General features: G+C 73.9%; 17 protein-coding genes. 14 read left to right on the plus strand and 3 right to left on the minus strand.

Translation table 11 applies throughout. The features are described 5' to 3' along the window. The first annotated feature begins 97 nt into the window (after nt 1-97). The 8 genes from HHX41_RS10525 (at nt 98) to HHX41_RS10555 (ending at nt 8,962) form a co-directional block, all read left to right on the plus strand. On the plus strand, nt 98-1,408 hold the full coding sequence (locus tag HHX41_RS10525) for a sugar ABC transporter substrate-binding protein (RefSeq protein WP_182905794.1): 1,311 nt from the start codon (nt 98-100) through the stop codon (nt 1,406-1,408). Then, nucleotides 1,405-2,439 (plus strand): ADP-ribosylglycohydrolase family protein, encoded by a 1,035-nt coding sequence (locus HHX41_RS10530; RefSeq protein WP_182905795.1) that lies wholly within the window; start codon nt 1,405-1,407, stop codon nt 2,437-2,439. The genes HHX41_RS10525 and HHX41_RS10530 overlap by 4 nt, the downstream gene beginning before the upstream one ends. Before the next feature lie 6 nt (nt 2,440-2,445). After that, nucleotides 2,446-3,447, plus strand: coding sequence for an ADP-ribosylglycohydrolase family protein (locus HHX41_RS10535; protein WP_182905796.1), 1,002 nt, complete (start codon nt 2,446-2,448; stop codon nt 3,445-3,447). A gap of 40 nt (nt 3,448-3,487) precedes the next feature. Beyond that, complete coding sequence (locus HHX41_RS39645; RefSeq protein ID WP_220503927.1) at nt 3,488-4,660, plus strand: ADP-ribosylglycohydrolase family protein; 1,173 nt, start codon at nt 3,488-3,490, stop codon at nt 4,658-4,660. Then, entirely contained in the window at nt 4,657-6,009 is a 1,353-nt protein-coding gene (locus HHX41_RS39650; protein ID WP_310741917.1) for an ADP-ribosylglycohydrolase family protein, read from the plus strand. The genes HHX41_RS39645 and HHX41_RS39650 overlap by 4 nt, the downstream gene beginning before the upstream one ends. A gap of 23 nt (nt 6,010-6,032) precedes the next feature. Then, entirely contained in the window at nt 6,033-6,887 is an 855-nt protein-coding gene (locus HHX41_RS10545) for a ribokinase (protein WP_220503966.1), read from the plus strand. Beyond that, nucleotides 6,884-8,047 carry a CaiB/BaiF CoA-transferase family protein gene (locus HHX41_RS10550; RefSeq protein WP_182905798.1) on the plus strand — a complete coding sequence of 388 codons (1,164 nt, stop codon included), beginning with the start codon at nt 6,884-6,886 and terminating at the stop codon, nt 8,045-8,047. The genes HHX41_RS10545 and HHX41_RS10550 overlap by 4 nt, the downstream gene beginning before the upstream one ends. A 135-nt stretch (nt 8,048-8,182) precedes the next feature. Beyond that, nucleotides 8,183-8,962: a CoA ester lyase gene (locus HHX41_RS10555; protein ID WP_310741918.1), complete on the plus strand. Its 780-nt coding sequence runs from the start codon at nt 8,183-8,185 to the stop codon at nt 8,960-8,962. 6 nt (nt 8,963-8,968) lie between these two features. Here HHX41_RS10555 and HHX41_RS10560 read toward each other — a convergent pair whose 3' ends face one another. Both HHX41_RS10560 and HHX41_RS10565 read right to left on the minus strand, forming a co-directional pair. Continuing rightward, a complete protein-coding gene (locus tag HHX41_RS10560) occupies nt 8,969-9,697 on the minus strand; it encodes a class I SAM-dependent methyltransferase (RefSeq protein ID WP_182905800.1) in 729 nt (242 codons plus the stop codon). Between the two features lie 27 nt (nt 9,698-9,724). Further along, nucleotides 9,725-10,447 (minus strand): GbsR/MarR family transcriptional regulator, encoded by a 723-nt coding sequence (locus HHX41_RS10565; protein ID WP_182905801.1) that lies wholly within the window; start codon nt 10,445-10,447, stop codon nt 9,725-9,727. 267 nt (nt 10,448-10,714) lie between these two features. Between HHX41_RS10565 and HHX41_RS10570 the strand changes: the two genes are divergently transcribed. From HHX41_RS10570 to HHX41_RS10590, 6 genes are all read left to right on the plus strand, one after another. Further along, entirely contained in the window at nt 10,715-11,935 is a 1,221-nt protein-coding gene (locus tag HHX41_RS10570; protein WP_182905802.1) for a serine hydrolase, read from the plus strand. 233 nt (nt 11,936-12,168) lie between these two features. Continuing rightward, nucleotides 12,169-12,246: a putative leader peptide gene (locus HHX41_RS42260; RefSeq protein ID WP_396794397.1), complete on the plus strand. Its 78-nt coding sequence runs from the start codon at nt 12,169-12,171 to the stop codon at nt 12,244-12,246. A 118-nt stretch (nt 12,247-12,364) separates the two neighbouring features. Then, a complete protein-coding gene (locus HHX41_RS10575; RefSeq protein ID WP_310741919.1) occupies nt 12,365-13,255 on the plus strand; it encodes an ABC transporter permease in 891 nt (296 codons plus the stop codon). Nucleotides 13,256-13,313: 58 nt separating this feature from the next. Continuing rightward, nucleotides 13,314-14,381 carry an ABC transporter substrate-binding protein gene (locus HHX41_RS10580; RefSeq protein ID WP_182905804.1) on the plus strand — a complete coding sequence of 356 codons (1,068 nt, stop codon included), beginning with the start codon at nt 13,314-13,316 and terminating at the stop codon, nt 14,379-14,381. Next, entirely contained in the window at nt 14,365-15,174 is an 810-nt protein-coding gene (locus HHX41_RS10585; protein WP_182905805.1) for an ABC transporter ATP-binding protein, read from the plus strand. The genes HHX41_RS10580 and HHX41_RS10585 overlap by 17 nt, the downstream gene beginning before the upstream one ends. A gap of 30 nt (nt 15,175-15,204) precedes the next feature. Continuing rightward, complete coding sequence (locus tag HHX41_RS10590; RefSeq protein ID WP_182905806.1) at nt 15,205-16,086, plus strand: TauD/TfdA family dioxygenase; 882 nt, start codon at nt 15,205-15,207, stop codon at nt 16,084-16,086. A gap of 64 nt (nt 16,087-16,150) precedes the next feature. Here HHX41_RS10590 and HHX41_RS10595 read toward each other — a convergent pair whose 3' ends face one another. Continuing rightward, on the minus strand, nt 16,151-16,960 hold the full coding sequence (locus HHX41_RS10595; RefSeq protein ID WP_182905807.1) for a S9 family peptidase: 810 nt from the start codon (nt 16,958-16,960) through the stop codon (nt 16,151-16,153). Nucleotides 16,961-17,185 lie beyond the last annotated feature (225 nt).

Here is a 17,185-nt window from a genome sequence, read left to right on the forward strand (position 1 = left end):
ACCATTGATTGGAGGTCTCAATGAGCGAGCGTAGCGAGCGAATGGGGAAACACCGCGATCGACGAGTGTCGCTGCGAGCCGAAGGCGAGGAGGCGGCATGAGGAGATTGGGTGCCGCGCTGGCCGTGGCGGCGGTCGCGCTCGCCGCCGGATGCGGAAGCGGCGGCGACGGCGGCGACGCCGCGTCCGGGGGGAACGGGCAGCCGGTGCGGCTGCGCTTCCTCAGCCTGGCCTGGCAGAAGGAGTCGATCGAGGCCAACAAGCAGATCGTCGCCGAGTGGAACACGGCCAACCCGAAGATCCAGGTCGAGTACGTCCAGGGGAGCTGGGACAACGTCAACGACCAGCTCGTGACCTCGTTCGAGGCCGGCGACCCGCCGGACGTCATCCACGACGACTCCCCGGCGCTGTCGAGCTTCGCCTCGCGGGGCTTCCTGTTGGACCTCACGGGCAAGGTCCCCGCCGGGCTGAAGAACGACATCCCGCAGGCGGCGTGGGACACCGTCACCTTCTCCGACGGCAAGAGCGGCCAGGGCGTGTACGGCGTGCCGTTCCTGCAGGAGTCGCAGGTGCTCATCGCCAACAAGAAGCTGCTCGACGGCGCCGGTGTGCGCCTGCCCACCCCGGACGCGCCGTGGACGTGGGACGAGTTCGCCGACGTGGCGAAGAAGCTCACCAAGAAGGGCGCGTACGGCGTGGCCTGGCCGATGAAGTCGCCGGTCAACAAGGTGCTGAACCTGGCGTTGAACTTCGGCGGCACCTTCTTCGACACGCAGAACGGCAAGACCACGGTGAAGGCCGGGGCGCAGGAGCGGGAGGTGCTGCAGCGCATCCACGACCAGCTCTACACCGACAAGTCGGCCGACCCGTCCGCGCTCGGCATGGGCACCGCCGACCCGCTGCCGGGCTTCTTCGCCGGGAAGTACGCCATCCTCCCCGCCGGGGTGTACCTGCGCCAGCAGGTCGCCGAGCAGGCGCCGAGCGGGTTCGAATGGGTCACGCTGCCGCCGCTGAAGGGCGTCACCTCGCAGCAGGGCGCGGTGTCCCAGACGCTGTCGGTCGCGGCCGACAGCGAGCACTCCGACGAGGCGCTGAAGTTCATCGCCTACTTCCTGAACGGCCCGAACCAGGCGAAACTGGCCAAGGGTGACTGGCTGCTGCCCACCAGCACGACCGCGGCGAAGGACCCCGCGCTCACGACGGAGGAGAACGGCTGGGACGTCGCCACCGCCTCGGCGAAGGACCTCGTCGTCGCGCCGTTCCTCAAGGTGAACGGGTACGACGAGTGGAAGAGCAAGGTGGCCACGCCGGCGATGCAGGAGTACTTCGCCGACAAGATCAGCCTGGACGAGCTCGCCACGCGGCTCGTCGAGGAGGGGAACAAGGTGCTGGAACGGTACAGCCGATGATCTCCGTCCGCGACCGCGCCCGGGGCTGCCTGCTCGGCCTCGCCGCCGGCGACGCCCTGGGCGCACCCGCGGAGAACCTCGGGCCGGAGGAGATCGCCGCCCGGTGGGGCGTGCTCACCGAGATCGAGGGCGGCGGCACCGACGACACCGAATACACGATCTTCGCCGCCACCGTGCTCCTGCACCACGGTCACGGGCTCACCTCCGAGGACGTGGCGCGGGCCTGGCGCGAGGAGATCGTGGCGCGGCTCGACGGGCCGATGCGCGGCGCCGGGTTCTCCGAACTCGGCACCGTCGAGGCCCTGCGGCGCGGCCTGGAGCCGCCGCTGACCGGCCGGTGGCACGCCCACGGCTGGTCCGACGGCCTGGCCATGCGGGCGGCGCCGTATGGGATCTTCGCGGTGGGCGACCCGGACGAGGCGGCGCGGCTGGCGGAGGCCGACGGGCGGGTGAGCCACACCGGCGAGGGGATACTCGGCGGCCGGGCGGTGGCCGCGGCGGTCGCGGTGGCGATGACCGGCGCCCCGCCCGGTGAGGTGGCCGGGGCGGCCCTGCGGGCGGTGCCGGAGGACTCCTGGACCGCCCGCAGCCTCCGCGCCGCGCTCGACGTCGCCGCCCGCACGCCCCGTCCCCTCTCGGGACGCGCCCTGCACGATTCCTTTGGGCGTGCTCTGCACGATTCCTTTGGGCGTGCTCTGCACGATTCCTTTGGGCGTGCTCTGCACGACGCCGTCGTGATGGCGCATTACCCGTGGACGGACCTGGCGCCCGAGGCGGTCGCCCTCGCGATCGCCGCCTACGTGGCGGGCGGCGGGGAGGTGGAGACGTCGGTCGTCACCGCGGCCAACCTCGGCAGGGACGCCGACACCACCGCCGCCGTCGCCGGGGCCCTCGCGGGGGCGGGCCGCGGCGAGGCGGCGGTGCCGGAGCGCTGGGCCGCGCGGATCGGCCCGGTGGCCGGGCGCTGCCTGCCCGTGGTCGCCGGACGGGACATTCGCGACGTGGCCGACGAGCTCGTGAAAGGAATGTAGGACCACATGGCATCGGGGGAGAGGCTCGACCGGGTGCGGGGGGCCTTCGCCGGCCTCGCCGCCGGGGACGCGGCCGGGTGGCCGGCCGCCCGGCACCGGTCGGCGCTGCTGGCCGGCTGGAGCAGGCGGCTGCGCCGGGAGCTCGACGCGTTCGCCGAGGAGCACCAGGTCACCACGCTGCCCGTGCCGTTCGCGCTGAACCAGCCGGTGGCGCCGCTGGCGCTCGGCCCGTCCGACGACGCCGAGTGGCTGGCCTGGACGGCGCTGACCATCCGGGAGGACAGGGCGGAGGCGTTCGGCCGCCTCGCGGGCCGCGGCGACGTCCGGGCGCGCGTCTCGGTGTGGGCGGCGCTCGACAACCTGGCGGCCGGCAAGCGCCCGCCCGCCAGCGGGCACGACAACCCCCACCACTTCGACGACGCGGCGGCCGTGCGGGCCGTCGCCTTCGGCGCGGCGGGCCTGGACCCGGGGGAGGACGCGCGCGTCACCAACGCGGAGGACGGCGTGCTCGGGGCGGTGGCGACGGCCAGGGCCGTCGCCGCGCTGACGGAGGGCGCCGCGATGGCCGAGGCGGTGGAGGAGGCGCTCGGCGCGCTGCCGGCCGGCACGGCCATCGGGCACGCGGCGCGCGAGGCGCTCGCGGCGGCGCGGGCGGCGGGCCCGCCCTTCGCCGCCGTCCCGGCCCTGGACGCCGCCGTGCTCGACCACGTCTACAGCTACGGCGTCGCCGCCGCGCAGACGGTGCCGATCGCGCTGGCACTCGCGGACGCCGCCGTCTCCGCCACCGGAGGGACGCCGGAGGCGTTCGGCGCGGGCGTCTCGGCGGCGGCCTGCCTCGCGCCGGTCGCCGACTCCGCGCCCGCGCTCACGGGCGCGCTGCTCGGCTGCGCCGTGGGGTACGACGCGCTGCCCGCCGCCTGGCGCGAGCGGGTACGCACGTTGGCCGGGTGCTGCCTGCCGGAGCTCGCCGGAGCCGACCTGCTGGACATCGCCGGGCGGCTCGCATGAGGTCCGCCCCGTCACGCGTACGGACAAGGGGGAGGACTGAATGACGCCGCAGGAGGACCTGCTGGCCGATCGCGCCGTGGGGTGCGTGGCGGGCGCCGCGGTGGCCGACGCGCTCGGCGGGGCCACCGAGGGATGGACGCCCGAGCAGATCCAGGAGCGTTACGGGGGCCGCGTCCGCGGTGTCGTCCCTCCCTTCAACGAGGACTGGCGCGACGCCCGCCCGATCGCGCCGTACCACAAGGGGGACGGCCACGTCACCGACGACACGTTGATGACGCACGCCCTCATCCGCGTGTACGAGCGGGTCGGCGGCCACCTCGACGCCTACGCCGCGGCCGAGCACCTGGTGCCCGAAATGATCGGCGAGAGGCGGTGGATCCCCGAGCTGGAGGCCGAGGCGCTGCCGCTCCAGCGGGTGTTCCTCGCCGAGAAGTGGCTCGTGTTGCGGCTGCACTACGGCCACGCCGACCCCCGCGAGGCCGGCGTCGGCAACATCGTCAACTGCGGCGCCGCGATGTACATGGCCCCGGTCGGCGTCGTCAACGCCGGCGACCCCGACGGCGCGTACGCCGAGGCGGTCGACCTGGCCGGAGCGCACCAGTCGAGCTACGGCCGGGAGGCGGCGGGGGTGCTGGCGGCGGCCGTCGCCGAGGCGATGCGGCCCGGCGCGACCCCCGACTCGGTCGTGGCCGCCTGTCTGCGGCTGGCCCACGACGGCACCCGGGCTGCCATCGACGCGGTCTGCTCGGTCGCCCGGGGGCTCGGGCACTGGGAAGGCTCGTTCGAGGCGTTGCGGGCGGCGGTCCGGCCCTACGACACGGTGGCCGACACCTACCGCGACCAGGGACTGGGGGCGCGCCGGCCGAGCCGGCTGCACAGCATCGAGGAACTGCCGCTCGCGCTCGCCTTCCTGGTCATCGCCGGGGGCGACTACCGCGAGACCGTGCTCGGCGGCGTCAACTACGGCCGCGACGCCGACTCGATCGCCTCGATGGGCGGGGCCCTCGCCGGGGCGCTCGGCGGACGGGCCGCCGTCCCGGCCGACTGGCTGGAGCGGGTGGCCGCGGCCAGCCGTACGGACCTGGTCGGGCCGGGGCTGGCGCTGGCGGCCGTGGCGCGGCGGGTACACGCGGCCGACCGGGAGCGCCGCCGCGCGCACGAGGCCGCCTTCGACGCCCTGCTCGCGCCGCGCCGGGACGAGGACTCCCGGTGATCCGGCTGACCTGGGTGCAGCCGGAGGACCTGGTCGGCCACGAGCTGCGGCAGGCCGCCGAGGACGGGCGGGGGGCGATCCCCGAGGTGGCGGCCGCCGGTGATCGCTGGCGCGCCGCCGGGGGACACGACGCGCCGCCCCGGGCGGGCGCCTCGGCCGGGCCCGCCCCCGAAGGGCTGCGCGTGCTCGCCGGGGAGCTGCTCGACGAGCTGGCCACGATCGGTTCGCCGCTGCCCGAGCCCTCCTCTCTGGAGGAGATCGTCGCGTCCTGCCCGGACTGGCCCGGCGGGCGCGCCGCCGTCCGGCCCGAGCCCGGGCGGGTCCTGGGCGCCTGGTGGGGGAGGGCCGCCGGATGCCTGCTGGGCAAGCCGGTGGAGAAGATCCCCCGGGAGGGGATCAGGGCTGTCGCCGAGGCGACCGGCAACTGGCCGATCCGCGGCTGGTTCACGGCGAAGGGGCTGCCGCCGGAGATCGCCGAGCGCTGGCCGTGGAACCGCCGCAGCGCGGCCACCAGCCTCGCCGAGAACATCGACGGCGTGCCCGAGGACGACGACCTCAACTACGCGCTGCTCGCGCTCACCGTGCTCGAACGGCACGGGCCGGGCTTCACGACCGAGGACGTGGCGCGGACCTGGCTCGACGCGCTGCCCGCAGGGCGGGTCTTCACCGCCGAGCGGGCGGCCTACCGCAACCTGCTCCTGGGGCTGGAACCACCCGCGACCGCCACGCATCGAAACCCGTTCCGCGAGTGGATCGGCGCGCTGATCAGGGCCGACGTGTACGGCTGGGCCAGTCCGGGCGACCCGGCGACGGCCGCGTCCCGGGCGTGGCGGGACGCCCGGCTCAGCCACACGGCCAACGGAATCTACGGCGCGATGTTCGCCGCCGCCATGTGCGCGCAGGCGCTCGTGGCCGGGAGCGTGGACGAGGTGATCGAGGCCGGGCTGTCGGTGGTGCCGCCCGGCTCGCGCCTGGCCGTCGCCGTACGGCAGGCCGTGGCCGACGCCGCCGCGGAGCCGGACTTCGAGCGGGTCGCGGACCGGCTGTACGCGCGGCACGGACAACTCCACTGGGTGCACACGGTCAACAACGCGGCTCTGCTGGCGGCGGCCCTCGTGCACGGCGCCGGGGACTTCGCCGCGACCGTCGGCTCGGCCGTGGCCGGAGGCTGGGACACCGACTCGGCCGCCGCCACGGCCGGATCGATCGCCGGGGCGCTCGCGGGCGGCGTCCCCGCACAGTGGACGACCCGGGACCGGCTGGCCAGCAGCCTGCCCGGCTTCGACGGCGTGTCCATCGAGTCGCTCGCCGCCCGCACGCTCGCGCTCAACGAAGGGGGCCGGCAGTGATCTCGGTGTTCGGCAGCGCCAACATGGACCTGGTGGCGTACGTCGCCCAGGCCCCCAAACCGGGGGAGACCATCACGGGCCGGGCGTTCCGCACGATTCCGGGTGGCAAGGGGGCCAACCAGGCGATCGCCGCGGCTCGCGCGGGGGCCGAGGTGGCCTTCCTCGGGGCGGTGGGGGACGACGCGTTCGGGCCGGGTTTGCGCGGCGCGCTCACCGAGGCGGGCGTCGACACGAGCGGGCTGCGCATCGTGCCCGGCCCCTCGGGCGTCGCCCACATCGTCGTGCAGGACGGCGGCGACAACTCGATCATCGTCGTGCCCGGGGCCAACGGCACCGTCACCGGCCCCTCGCCGCGGGACGCGGAGACGATCGGCCGGTCCGGCGCCCTGCTGCTGCAACTGGAACTGCCGATGGACGCCGTGGTCGCCGCGGCCCGGGTTCCCGGCACGCGGGTGATCCTGACCCCGGCCCCCGCCGTGCCGCTGCCGGCCGAACTGCTGGAGGCCGTCGGCCTCATCGTGCCCAACGAGCACGAGGCTGCCGCCATCACCGGGCGCGACGATCCCCGGGACGCGCTGGAGGCGCTGCTCGACCTCGTCCCCGAGGCCGTCGTCACCCTCGGCGCCCGGGGCGCCCTGTACGGCTCGCGCGACGGCACCCGGCTGCGCGAGCCCGCCGTACCGGTGCGGGCGGTGGACACCACGGCGGCGGGGGACACCTTCGCGGGAGCGCTGGCCGTGGCCAGGAGCGAGGGGGCCGACCCGGCGCGGGCACTGCGCTTCGCCTCGGCCGCGGCGGCGCTGTCGGTGCGGCGGGAGGGCGCCAGCACCTCGATGCCGCACCGTCACGAGATCGACCGTCTCCTGGAGGGCATGTGAACGGGCCACTCGACGGCGTACGGGTGATCGACGCCGCGACGCTGTTCGCCGGGCCGACCGCGGCCATGCTGCTCGGCGACTACGGCGCGGACGTCATCAAGATCGAGCATCCCCGCAGGCCGGACCCGTCGCGGGGGCACGGGCCCGAGGGGCTGTGGTGGAAGATGCTCGGCCGCAACAAGCGCACGATGACGCTGGACCTGTCCGCCGCGGCGGGCCAGGACCTGATGGTCCGGCTGATCGAGGACGCGGACGTGCTCATCGAGAACTTCCGCCCCGGCACGCTGGAGCGCTGGAACCTGTCCTGGGACCGGCTCAGCGAGGTCAATCCCGGCCTGGTGCTCGCCCGGGTCACCGGGTTCGGCCAGTCCGGCCCGTACGCCAGGCGGCCCGGCTTCGGCACCCTCGCCGAGGCGATGAGCGGGTTCGCCGCGATGACGGGGGAGCCCGGCGGGCCGCCCACGCTGCCGCCGTTCGGGCTCGCGGACGGCATCTGCGCGCTGGCCACCGCGTTCGCCGTGATGACGGCCCTGCGGTCGGGCCGCGGCCAGGTCGTCGACCTGTCCATCGTCGAGCCGATCCTGACGGTGCTCGGCGCCCAGCCGACGGTCTACGACCGGCTCGGCGTCGTGCCCCCGCGCACGGGCAACCGCTCGGTCAACAACGCGCCGCGCAACACCTACCGGTGCCGCGACGGCTCCTGGGTCGCGGTCTCCACCTCCGCCCAGAGCATCGCCGAACGGGTGATGCGCCTGGTCGGGCGGCCCGAGCTGGCCGAGGAGCCGTGGTTCACCACGGGCGCGGGCAGGGTGGCGCACGCGGACGAGCTCGACGCGGCCGTGGCGGCGTGGGTCGGCGAGCGGACTCGGGAGGAGGTGCTCCGGGCGTTCGAGGAGGCGGAGGCCGCCGTGGCGCCGATCTACGACGTGCGCGACGTGCTGGCCGACCCGCAACTGCGGGCGCTCGACGCCGTGACCACGGTGGAGGACCCCGAGCTGGGCCCGCTGCGGATGCAGAACGTGATGTTCCGGCTGTCGGACACCCCCGGACGCATCCGGTGGACCGGCCGTCCGCACGGCGCCGACACCGACGCGATCCTGCACGGCCTCGGCCTGACCGCCGCGGACGTCGAGGCCCTGCGCGCCAAGGGTGTGGTGTGACATGTCACACCACGGTGCGGCATGAGCGCCGATCATGCGGAAAGGGGCACGGAGGATTCGCGAGGAGTTGACGCCGTGCCTTCCACTGGGTTTTCTTCCAGGCCTTCAGCCGGCAGCCCCCTGACGTGGTTGTACGTGCCCGCCGACCGTCCGGACCGGGTCGCCAAGGCGCTCGGCGGCGAGGCCGACATGGTGGTCGTGGACCTGGAGGACGCGGTCGCCCCGGAGAACAAGGGCACCGCCCGGGCCGCGACCGTCGCCCTCCTGTCCACGCCGCAGCCGCGCGTGGAGATCCGCGTCAACGACGTCCGCACGCCGTACGGCCAGGCCGACCTGCACGCGCTCGGCACGCTGCTGCACGGCAGCGGCGGCCTGCGCGTCCCCAAGGTGGAGTCGGCCGACGAGGTCCGCTGGATCGCCGACGCGGTGCCGGGCGTGCCGCTGCGCCCCATCGTCGAGTCGGCCCTCGGGCTGGAGCGGGCGTTCGAGATCGCCACGGCCTCCCCGGCGGTGGCCGGGATCGGCCTGGGCGAGGCCGACCTGCGCGCCGACCTCGGCGTGACCGGCGAGGCGGGCCTGGCCTGGGCGCGGTCCCGCATCGTGGTCGCGGCCCGGGCCGCGGGGCTGCCGGCCCCGGCGCAGTCGGTGTATCCGAACGTCCGCGACCTCGACGGCCTGGCCGCGTCCTGTGCCGAGGGCCGGGTCATGGGATTTCGCGGCCGGGCGGCCATCCACCCCATCCAGTTGCCGGTGATCGCGGCGGCCTACCGCCCGACCCGGGAGGAGATCGTCGCCGCCCTGGAGGTCGTCTCCGCCGCCGACCAGGGCGCGGTCGCCCTCGCCGACGGCCGCTTCGTCGACGAGGCCGTCGTCCGCCAGGCCCGCAGCATCCTCACCGACGCGGGCGACCACTGAGGTGCTTCACGTCGTTCGCCGCGCGACGAACACGAACTCGCGACCCGGGCGGTCGGGGGCGTCGCGCACGTCCAGCACGCGATAGCCGTTCGCGGTCAGGCTCTCCTCCACCTCGTCCCGGTCGCGGAACCGGAGAGTCGAGTCCGACGTGACGACCGCGTTGTCCGCCAGGAAGGTGTAGGTGTAGCGGAAGGACACTAGCGGCGGGCTCACACGGGTGACCTCGCGACGCCGCTCCACGACCCCGGCCTCCGGCAGGTCGAGGACGACCGGACCGGTGTCGGAGGCCCACTCCTCCCATGCCCGGCGCTCAGGGCGCCTGGTCTCGAACACGAGATGACCCCGCGGGCGGAGCGCGGCGTGGACGCCCCGGAGCGTCCGCGACCATTCGTCGTCGGTGAGGAACACCTGCGCGACGTTCCCCGTCATGACGGCGAGGTCGGCGCCGAACGGCGGCAGGCCGGTGGCGTCGCCGTGGACCCAGGTGATCCTTCCGGCCGGGTCCTTCGACCTGGCGATCCGCAGCGACGCCTCGGCGGGGTCGACGCCCATGACGGTGCGTCCGCCGCCGGCGAGCAGGACCGCCAGGCATCCCGTCCCGCAGCCGACGTCGAGCACGCGCTCGGCGCCCAGCTCGTCGGCGAGGCCGAGATATGCGCTCAGGTCGTCACGGTCACCGTCGAAGGCGTCGTAGACGGCGGCCAGCCGAGGGTGGGCGAAGATCGCGTCAGGCACTCGGCGACCATACCTCGCACGTCGCCCCTACGCTCCCGGGTGCTGGGCGGCCCGGGTCTGCCGCCACTGCTCCATGACCTGCCGGAAGGCCTCGCTCACGAGGAGCAGGAGCTCGGCGGAGGCCTCGAAGCGGGCGCCCGCGGGGGTCGCGGCCCCGAGGATCTCGGCTCCGCGCCGCGACGCGGCCACGAGGGCGTCGTTCATCCGCAGGGATGCGTGCATGGACCGGAGCCAGATCTCATCGTCGATGACGTAACGTTCGCGCCGCGCGCCGGGGACCCGTTCCCGCCTGAGCATTCCCTGCTGTTCGAGGAAGGCGACGGCGTGCGAGATCGACGCGGGGCTGACGCGGAGCCGCTGCACCAGGTCGGCCGCGGTGAGAGCGCCGGCGTCGCTGACGTACAGGCAGGCCAGCACCCTGGCCTCCATCCGGGGCAGCCCCTGCTCGACGAGGAGAGCGATGAAGGACTCCGTGAAGTCCCGCACGGACTGGGGGTCACGTCCATGGCCGCTGTCGGGGACCGGCGGCGCCGGCGGCTGAGCCTGTCTGCGCCGGCGCGCGCGATGCCGGGTGGCCTCGTGCGCGCGGTCCGCCCCGTAGTCGCCGGGTCCGCCGTTGCGGGTGACCTCCCGCATGATGGTCGACGCGGGCCGCCCCAGACGCCGGCCGATCTCCGCGTATCCGAGTCCCTCGGCCAGCCCCGCGGCGATGTGCCGGCGGTCCTCGTCGGTGAGTCTGCCTCCGGGCATCGGCGGTGATCTCCTGTCTGTCGCATGTGCGGAGCCGTGCGCCCCACGCCCGCTGCACAGTATGCATTCACGCGGATCCCATTGCAAAGGAGCGCCTGGTCGTCCATTGCGTTTGCTCGCATCTTCATTGCAATGCACGTCACTAAAACACGTGTGTACAGGAGAGACTGACCTCCCATTAATGTTGACCATTTTATGAACGCAATGTAGTGTCACGGACGTTCAGAGATTCCCGAACGCGTGGCAGTGTGGGCAAGGAGATTGATGATGGGAAACGGCTTTTCCGCGACAGGGCTGCGCAGAGTGCGTGAGGTGCTGACCCGGCACGTCGAGTCGGGGAGGATCCCCGGGCTCGTCGCGCTGGTGGGCCGGGGTGACGAGACGTACGTCGAGGCGATCGGGACGATGCGCCATGACGGTGGCGCGCCGATGCGCCGGGACACGATCTTCCGGATGGCGTCCACGTCCAAGCCGGTCACGATCGCGGCGGCGATGGTCCTGCTCGACGAGTGCGGGCTGCGGCTGGACGACACCGTGGACCCGTGGCTGCCCGAGCTCGCCGGCCGCCGGGTGCTGCGGCGGATCGACGGCCCGGTGGACGACACCGTGCCGGCGCGGCGGCCGATCACCGTCCGGGACGTGCTGTCCTCCACGTTCGGGCTCGGCATGGACATGACGTCGCTGGGCACCCCGATCATGAACGCGGTCTTCGAGCGGGGGCTCACGCCCAATCTGCCGGAGCCGATGCCCGAGCCGGACGAGTGGATGCGCCGCCTGGGCGAGCTTCCGCTGATGCACCAGCCGGGGGAGCGCTGGCAGTACCAGATCAGCAGCGATCTGGTCGGCGTGCTCGTCTCCCGGGTCACGGGACAGTCGTTCGAGGAGTTCCTGCGCGAACGCGTCTTCGAGCCGCTGGGCATGAAGGACACCGGCTTTCACGTGCCCGCCGACCAGATCGACCGGCTGCCGGCCCTTTACGCCCCCGATCCGCAGACCGGCGAGTTCCTCGTGTGGGACGAGGCCGAGGGAGGACGGTGGAGCCTGCCGCCGGCGTTCCAGGGCGGTGGCGGCGGGCTGGTCTCCACCGTCGACGACTACCACGCCTACTTCCGGATGCTGCTGAACGGCGGGACGCACGGGAGTGAGCGGATCCTGTCCCGGCCCGCCGTCGAGCTGATGACCACGAACCGCCTCACGCCCGAGCAGAACGCCGCCAGAAACGCGATGGCCGTCGACAACGTCCACATCTCGCACGGCCAGGGGCAGCACGGCGGCTGGGGTTTCGGGATGGCGGTGCGCACCTACCGCGGCGACTACGCCTCCGTCGGCCAGTTCGGCTGGGACGGCGGAAGCGGCACCGCGGCCTACGCCGACCCGGCCGAGCGACTCACCGGGATCCTGCTCACCCAGGTCGGGGCGTCCACCCCGGATTCGATGCGGCTCATCCACGACTTCTGGACCACGCTCTACCAGGCGATCGACGGCTGACCCCGGGTCCCGCGCCCGGTAGGCCGCGGTCCGCACCTGGAAGGGCCACGCCGAGCTCGGCGTGGCCCTTCCGCATGTGCGCCTGCAGTTTGTCGATATCGCCGGTGGCGAAGCCGGTCACATCGCGTCCCCCGCGCGGCTGACCCTCCGGTCCGGCCGTGCACGGCCATGCGCGGGCGGCGGAGGTGCCATGCCCGATTGCTATCACCCTACATATTTGGTAGGAAATACATGTGTATCCGGCATCATGGTTGGTGCGGCGGCGGCACGTCGACCTGTGCCGTCCGAACGGCTCGGCCTGTCGCTCCTGAACCTCGACCTCTCCCGGTCGGCGTGGTCACCTGCGCCGGCCGTCCTCCTTCCGTTGCCGTCCGCCGTGCCCGCCTCCGAGCGGCGCGGCCCGGCGCTCTCGCCTCCGGAGCGACCACTGTGACGTCCTCCCCCTCCAGACCCGCCGCCGCCCGTCCGCCGGACGCCGTGCCCGCGGTCCCGTCGCCCGCCGCAGGGCCGCGCCCCGGCTCGCCGCCGGCCCGGCGGGGTCGCGGGGCCCGCCGGGCCGGCGTACGGGTGCTGTCGCTGCTCGCGCTGCTCGCCCTGTGGCAGCTGGCGGCGGTCGCGGCGGGCAACCCGTCGTTCGTTCCCGCGCCCCGGGCCGTCTGGGACCAGCTCGTCCTGCTGTCCACCACTCACGACGGCGTCCGCGGCTACGGCGGTCACCTGCTCGTCGAGCACCTGGCGATCAGCCTGCGCCGCATCCTCATCGGCTCGGCGCTCGGCGTCGCGGCGGGGCTCGTCCTCGGCGTCGTCCTGGGCACGGTGCCGTGGATCCGCCTCGTGGCCGAGCCGGTCGTGACCTTCGTACGGGCCCTGCCACCGCTGGCGTACTTCAGCCTGCTCATCATCTGGTTCGGCATCGACGAGACGCCCAAGCTGTGGCTGCTCGCCATCGCCGCGCTCCCGCCGGTCGCCGTGGCCACCGCCGCGGCGGTCCACGGCGCGCCCACCGGCCTGGTGGAGGCGGCCCGCGCGCTGGGCGCCTCACGATGGGACGCCGTCAAGGACGTGGTGCTGCCCGCCGCACTGCCGGAGATCTTCACCGGTGTCCGGCTGGCCGTCGGGGTCGCGTACTCCTCGGTCGTCGCGGCCGAGACGGTCAACGGCGTGCCCGGCATCGGCGGCATGGTCCGCGACGCACAGCGCTACCTGCAGACCGACGTCGTGGTCCTCGGGCTGCTCGCCATCGGCCTGTCCGGGCTGCTGATCGACGGCCTGCTGCGCTTCGCGGAGACCCGGCTGATCCCCTGGCGCGGCCGCGTCTGACACCCTCCCGCCGGTCGAACCTCGTCAACCCCCCTTCCAGCGCAAAAGGAACTCCGCCATGTCACGACCACGCCTCACGCGTCTGCTCCCCGTCGTCCTGGCCGCCGCGACGGCGGCCGTACTGGCCGCGTGCGGCGACGGCACCGCCTCCGGCGGAGGCGGAAGCGGGGGCGGCGACGGTACGGCGGACCGCACCATCCGCATCGCCTACCAGGCCTTCCCCAGCGGCGACCTCATCGTGAAGAACAAGGGCTGGCTGGAACAGGCGCTGCCCGGTTACACGATCAAGTGGACCAAGTTCGATTCGGGCGCGAGCGTCAACACGGCCTTCGTGGCCAAGAGCGTGGACATCGCGGCCATCGGGTCGAGCCCGGTCGCGCGCGGGCTGTCCGCGCCGCTCAACATCCCCTACCAGGTGGCGTTCGTGCTCGACGTCGCCGGCGACAACGAGGCACTGGTCGCCCGGGACGGCGCCGGCGTCTCGTCCGTGGCGGACCTGCGCGGCAAGAAGGTGGCCACGCCGTTCGCCTCGACGTCCCACTACAGCCTGCTCGCCGCCCTCGACAAGGCGGGGGTGCCGGAGTCGGCGGTGACCCTGGTCGACCTGGAGCCGCAGGACATCCTGGCCTCGTGGACGCGCGGCGACATCGACGCCGCCTACGTCTGGCTGCCGACGCTGGAGGAGATCAAGAAGACCGGCAGGACGCTCATCAGCAGCCGCGAGCTGGCCACCGCGGGCAAGCCGACCCTGGATCTGGGCGTGGTGTCGACCGCGTTCGTCCAGGCGCACCCCGACGCGGTCGACGCCTGGCGCAAGGCCGAGGCCAGGGCGCTCGACCTGATCTCCAGCGACCCCGACGCCGCCGCCCAGGCGGTCGGCGCCGAGCTCAACCTCAGCAAGGACGAGGCCGGGGCGCAGCTCAGCCAGGGAGTCTTCCTCAAGCCGGCCGATCTGGCCTCGCCCGAGTGGCTCGGCACGCCGGACAAGGTCGGCGGCCTGGCGCGGAACCTGGTGAGCGCGGCGCAGTTCCTCAAGGACCAGCAGAAGATCGACGCGGTGCCCGACCTCGCCACGGTGGAGCGGGCGATCTACACCAAGGGACTTCCCGATGTCCTCGCACCCTGACGCGCCCGCCGTGCCGGCCGGCACGGACGTCGCCGCCGTCCGCCTGGAAGAGGTCGAACACGTCTACGGCGGCGCGGGAGGGCCGGTCGCCGCTCTCGGGCCGATCTCCCTGACCGTCCCTCGTGGGACCTTCCTCGTGCTCGTCGGGGCCTCCGGATGTGGCAAGAGCACGTTGCTGCGTCTCGTCGCGGGCTTCGAGAAGCCCACCTCCGGCACCGTACGGACGGGCGGCACCGAGCCCGTACCCGGCAGGGGCGCCGGGATCGTCTTCCAGCAGCCCCGGCTGTTCCCGTGGAAGACCGTGGGCGGCAACGTCGAGCTGGCCCTGCGTTACGCCGGCGTGCCCCGCGCGGAACGCGCCCGCCGGGTGCCGGACCTGCTGGAACGGGTGGGCCTGCACGACGTGGCGGACCGCCGGATCTGGCAGATCTCCGGAGGGCAGCAGCAGCGCGTGGCGATCGCGAGGGCGCTGGCGGGCGACGACCCGCTGCTGCTGCTCGACGAGCCGTTCGCCGCGCTGGACGCGCTCACCCGCGAGCGCCTCCAGGAGGACCTGCGCCGGGTGAGCGCGCAGACCGGCCGCACGTCGGTGTTCGTCACCCACAGCGTCGAGGAGGCCGTGTTCCTCGGCAGCCGCGTCGTCGTGCTCACCAGGCGGCCTGGCCGGATCGCGCTCGACCTCGACGTCGGCCTTCCGCGCACCGGGGTGGAACCGCACGAACTGCGCGCCCTTCCCGAATACGCCGCGCTCCGCGCCGAGATCGGCCGGGCCGTACGCGCCGCCGCCGCGTGACGCACCACACCAACCGATGAGGAGAGTGAGATGACCACACCGACCGCCGTCCGGCTGGACCTGCGGCCCCTCGGCCCCCACTTCGGCGCCGAGGTCGAGGGACTGGACCTGGCGACCGCCACCGACGAGGACCTGGCCGCGGTGCGTGCCGCCCTGGTCGACCGGAAGGTGCTGTTCTTCCGTGGGCAGAGCCTCGACGACGACGGGCAGGTGGCGCTCGGGCGCCGTCTCGGCGAGCTGACCGCCTCCCATCCCGTCGTCGGGGGCGTCGACGATGCGCATCCCGAGATCTACGCACTCGACAGCGCCGACAACGGCTTCGCCGACGTCTGGCACACCGACGTCACGTTCATGCCGCGCCCGCCGCTCGGCTCCATCCTGCGCGCCGTGATCCTCCCGCCCACCGGCGGCGACACGAGCTGGGCCGACGCCCAGCTGACCTACGACTCCCTGTCCGGACCCGTGCGGGAGCTGGCCGACCAGCTCACCGCGGTCCACGACGGCAACCGGGAGTTCGGTTACTACCTGGCCCAGCGCCGGGGCGGCAGGGGCAACGTATGGGACGGCGAGGTCGTCACCCGGCTGGAGCCGGTGGAGCACCCCGTGGTCCGCGTCCACCCCGAGACCGGCCGCAAGGGGATCTTCGTCAACCCCGGGTTCACCTCCCACATCGTCGGCGTGTCCGAGGCCGAGAGCCGGGCCATCCTGGACCTGCTCTACGCCCACCTCACCAAGCCCGAGCACATCGTGCGCCACCGCTGGAGGGTCGGCGACGTCGCCATGTGGGACAACCGGAGCACGGCCCACTACGCCAACCGCGACTACGGTGACGCGCACCGCGTCATGCACCGCATCACCCTGCGCGGCGACCGTCCCTACGGCCCCGGCCGCTCCGGCCGTACGGACGGGTGAGGGGGCGCCCCGGCGCGCCGACGGCTGCGGCCGGCGCCTGAACGCCGCCGTCATCCGCCGGCGTTCAGCGTGTGAGGTGCCGGTCGAGGAAGTCGCGGAGAGTCTCGGCGAGTTCGAGGCGGTGGTCCGACAGGGCGTGGTCGGTGACGAACACCCGGTGCTCCAGAAGCGGCACCGGGTGCGCGGCGTACGTCGCCACCACGGGCTCGTGGTGCTCGGCGGCGGGGGTGACGGTGTCGCGCCCGGCCGTGCCGACGAGCAGGACCGGGCGGTCCGCGAGTCGTGGGGCGAGCCCGGCGAGGCTCCACGCCTCGCCCGCCGAGGTCATCTCCTCGACCAGCGCCTCGCCGCTGGTCCCCTTCAGCGGGAGCAGGTCCTCGCCGAAGCCCTCGACGTACGCCGCCCGCAGCGTGTCGTCCTTCCGGCAGGCGACTCCGACCCGGCCGAAGTCGAAGGCCGAGACCGACGCGGCGGCGGTGATCGACGGGTCGGCCGCCGCGGTCGTCAGGGCGGCGAAGCCGCCGAAGCTGTGCCCCGCCAGCGCCAGCCGGTCCCGGTCGAGGCGGTGCGCCGCCGCGAACTCCCGATCGCGTACGGCCGCCGCGACGCGGGCCGCGTCCTCCAGCGCGTTCGCCCACGACCAGGTGCCGCCGACGCCCCAGGAGCCGCGATAGTGGAAGACGAGGGAGGCGTACCCCGCCCGGCGCAGGTCCTGGGCCAGGTCGAAGTTGCGCTCGTGTCCGGGGAAGCCGTGCAGCAGCACCACGATCGGGTGCGGTCCGGGCCCGGCGGGCAGGTGGAGGACCCCCAGCAGGGTCTCGCCACCGCTGTCGAACGTCACGGCGGCGTTGGCGGCAGGTGTGTCGAGGCTCATCCGCTCCCACTGTCGATCGGATCGGACCGGGTGACGTGACCGAGGATAGAATCCGGCCGGGAACCGTCGTCGCTCGGGTCGCCGAGACGATCGCACCGCGCACCGCGCACCGCACAACGGGCCCCACGCCCCGGGCCCCGGGCCCTGCGGCCCAGGCACCGTGGCTCGCGCGCACCGGGGCACCACGGGGCCGCGCCCGGGCCCGCCCGCGCCTGCGCACGAGCA

It is taken from the genome of Microbispora sp. H13382, from assembly GCF_014161445.1.
In the GTDB taxonomy this organism is placed as follows: domain Bacteria; phylum Actinomycetota; class Actinomycetes; order Streptosporangiales; family Streptosporangiaceae; genus Microbispora.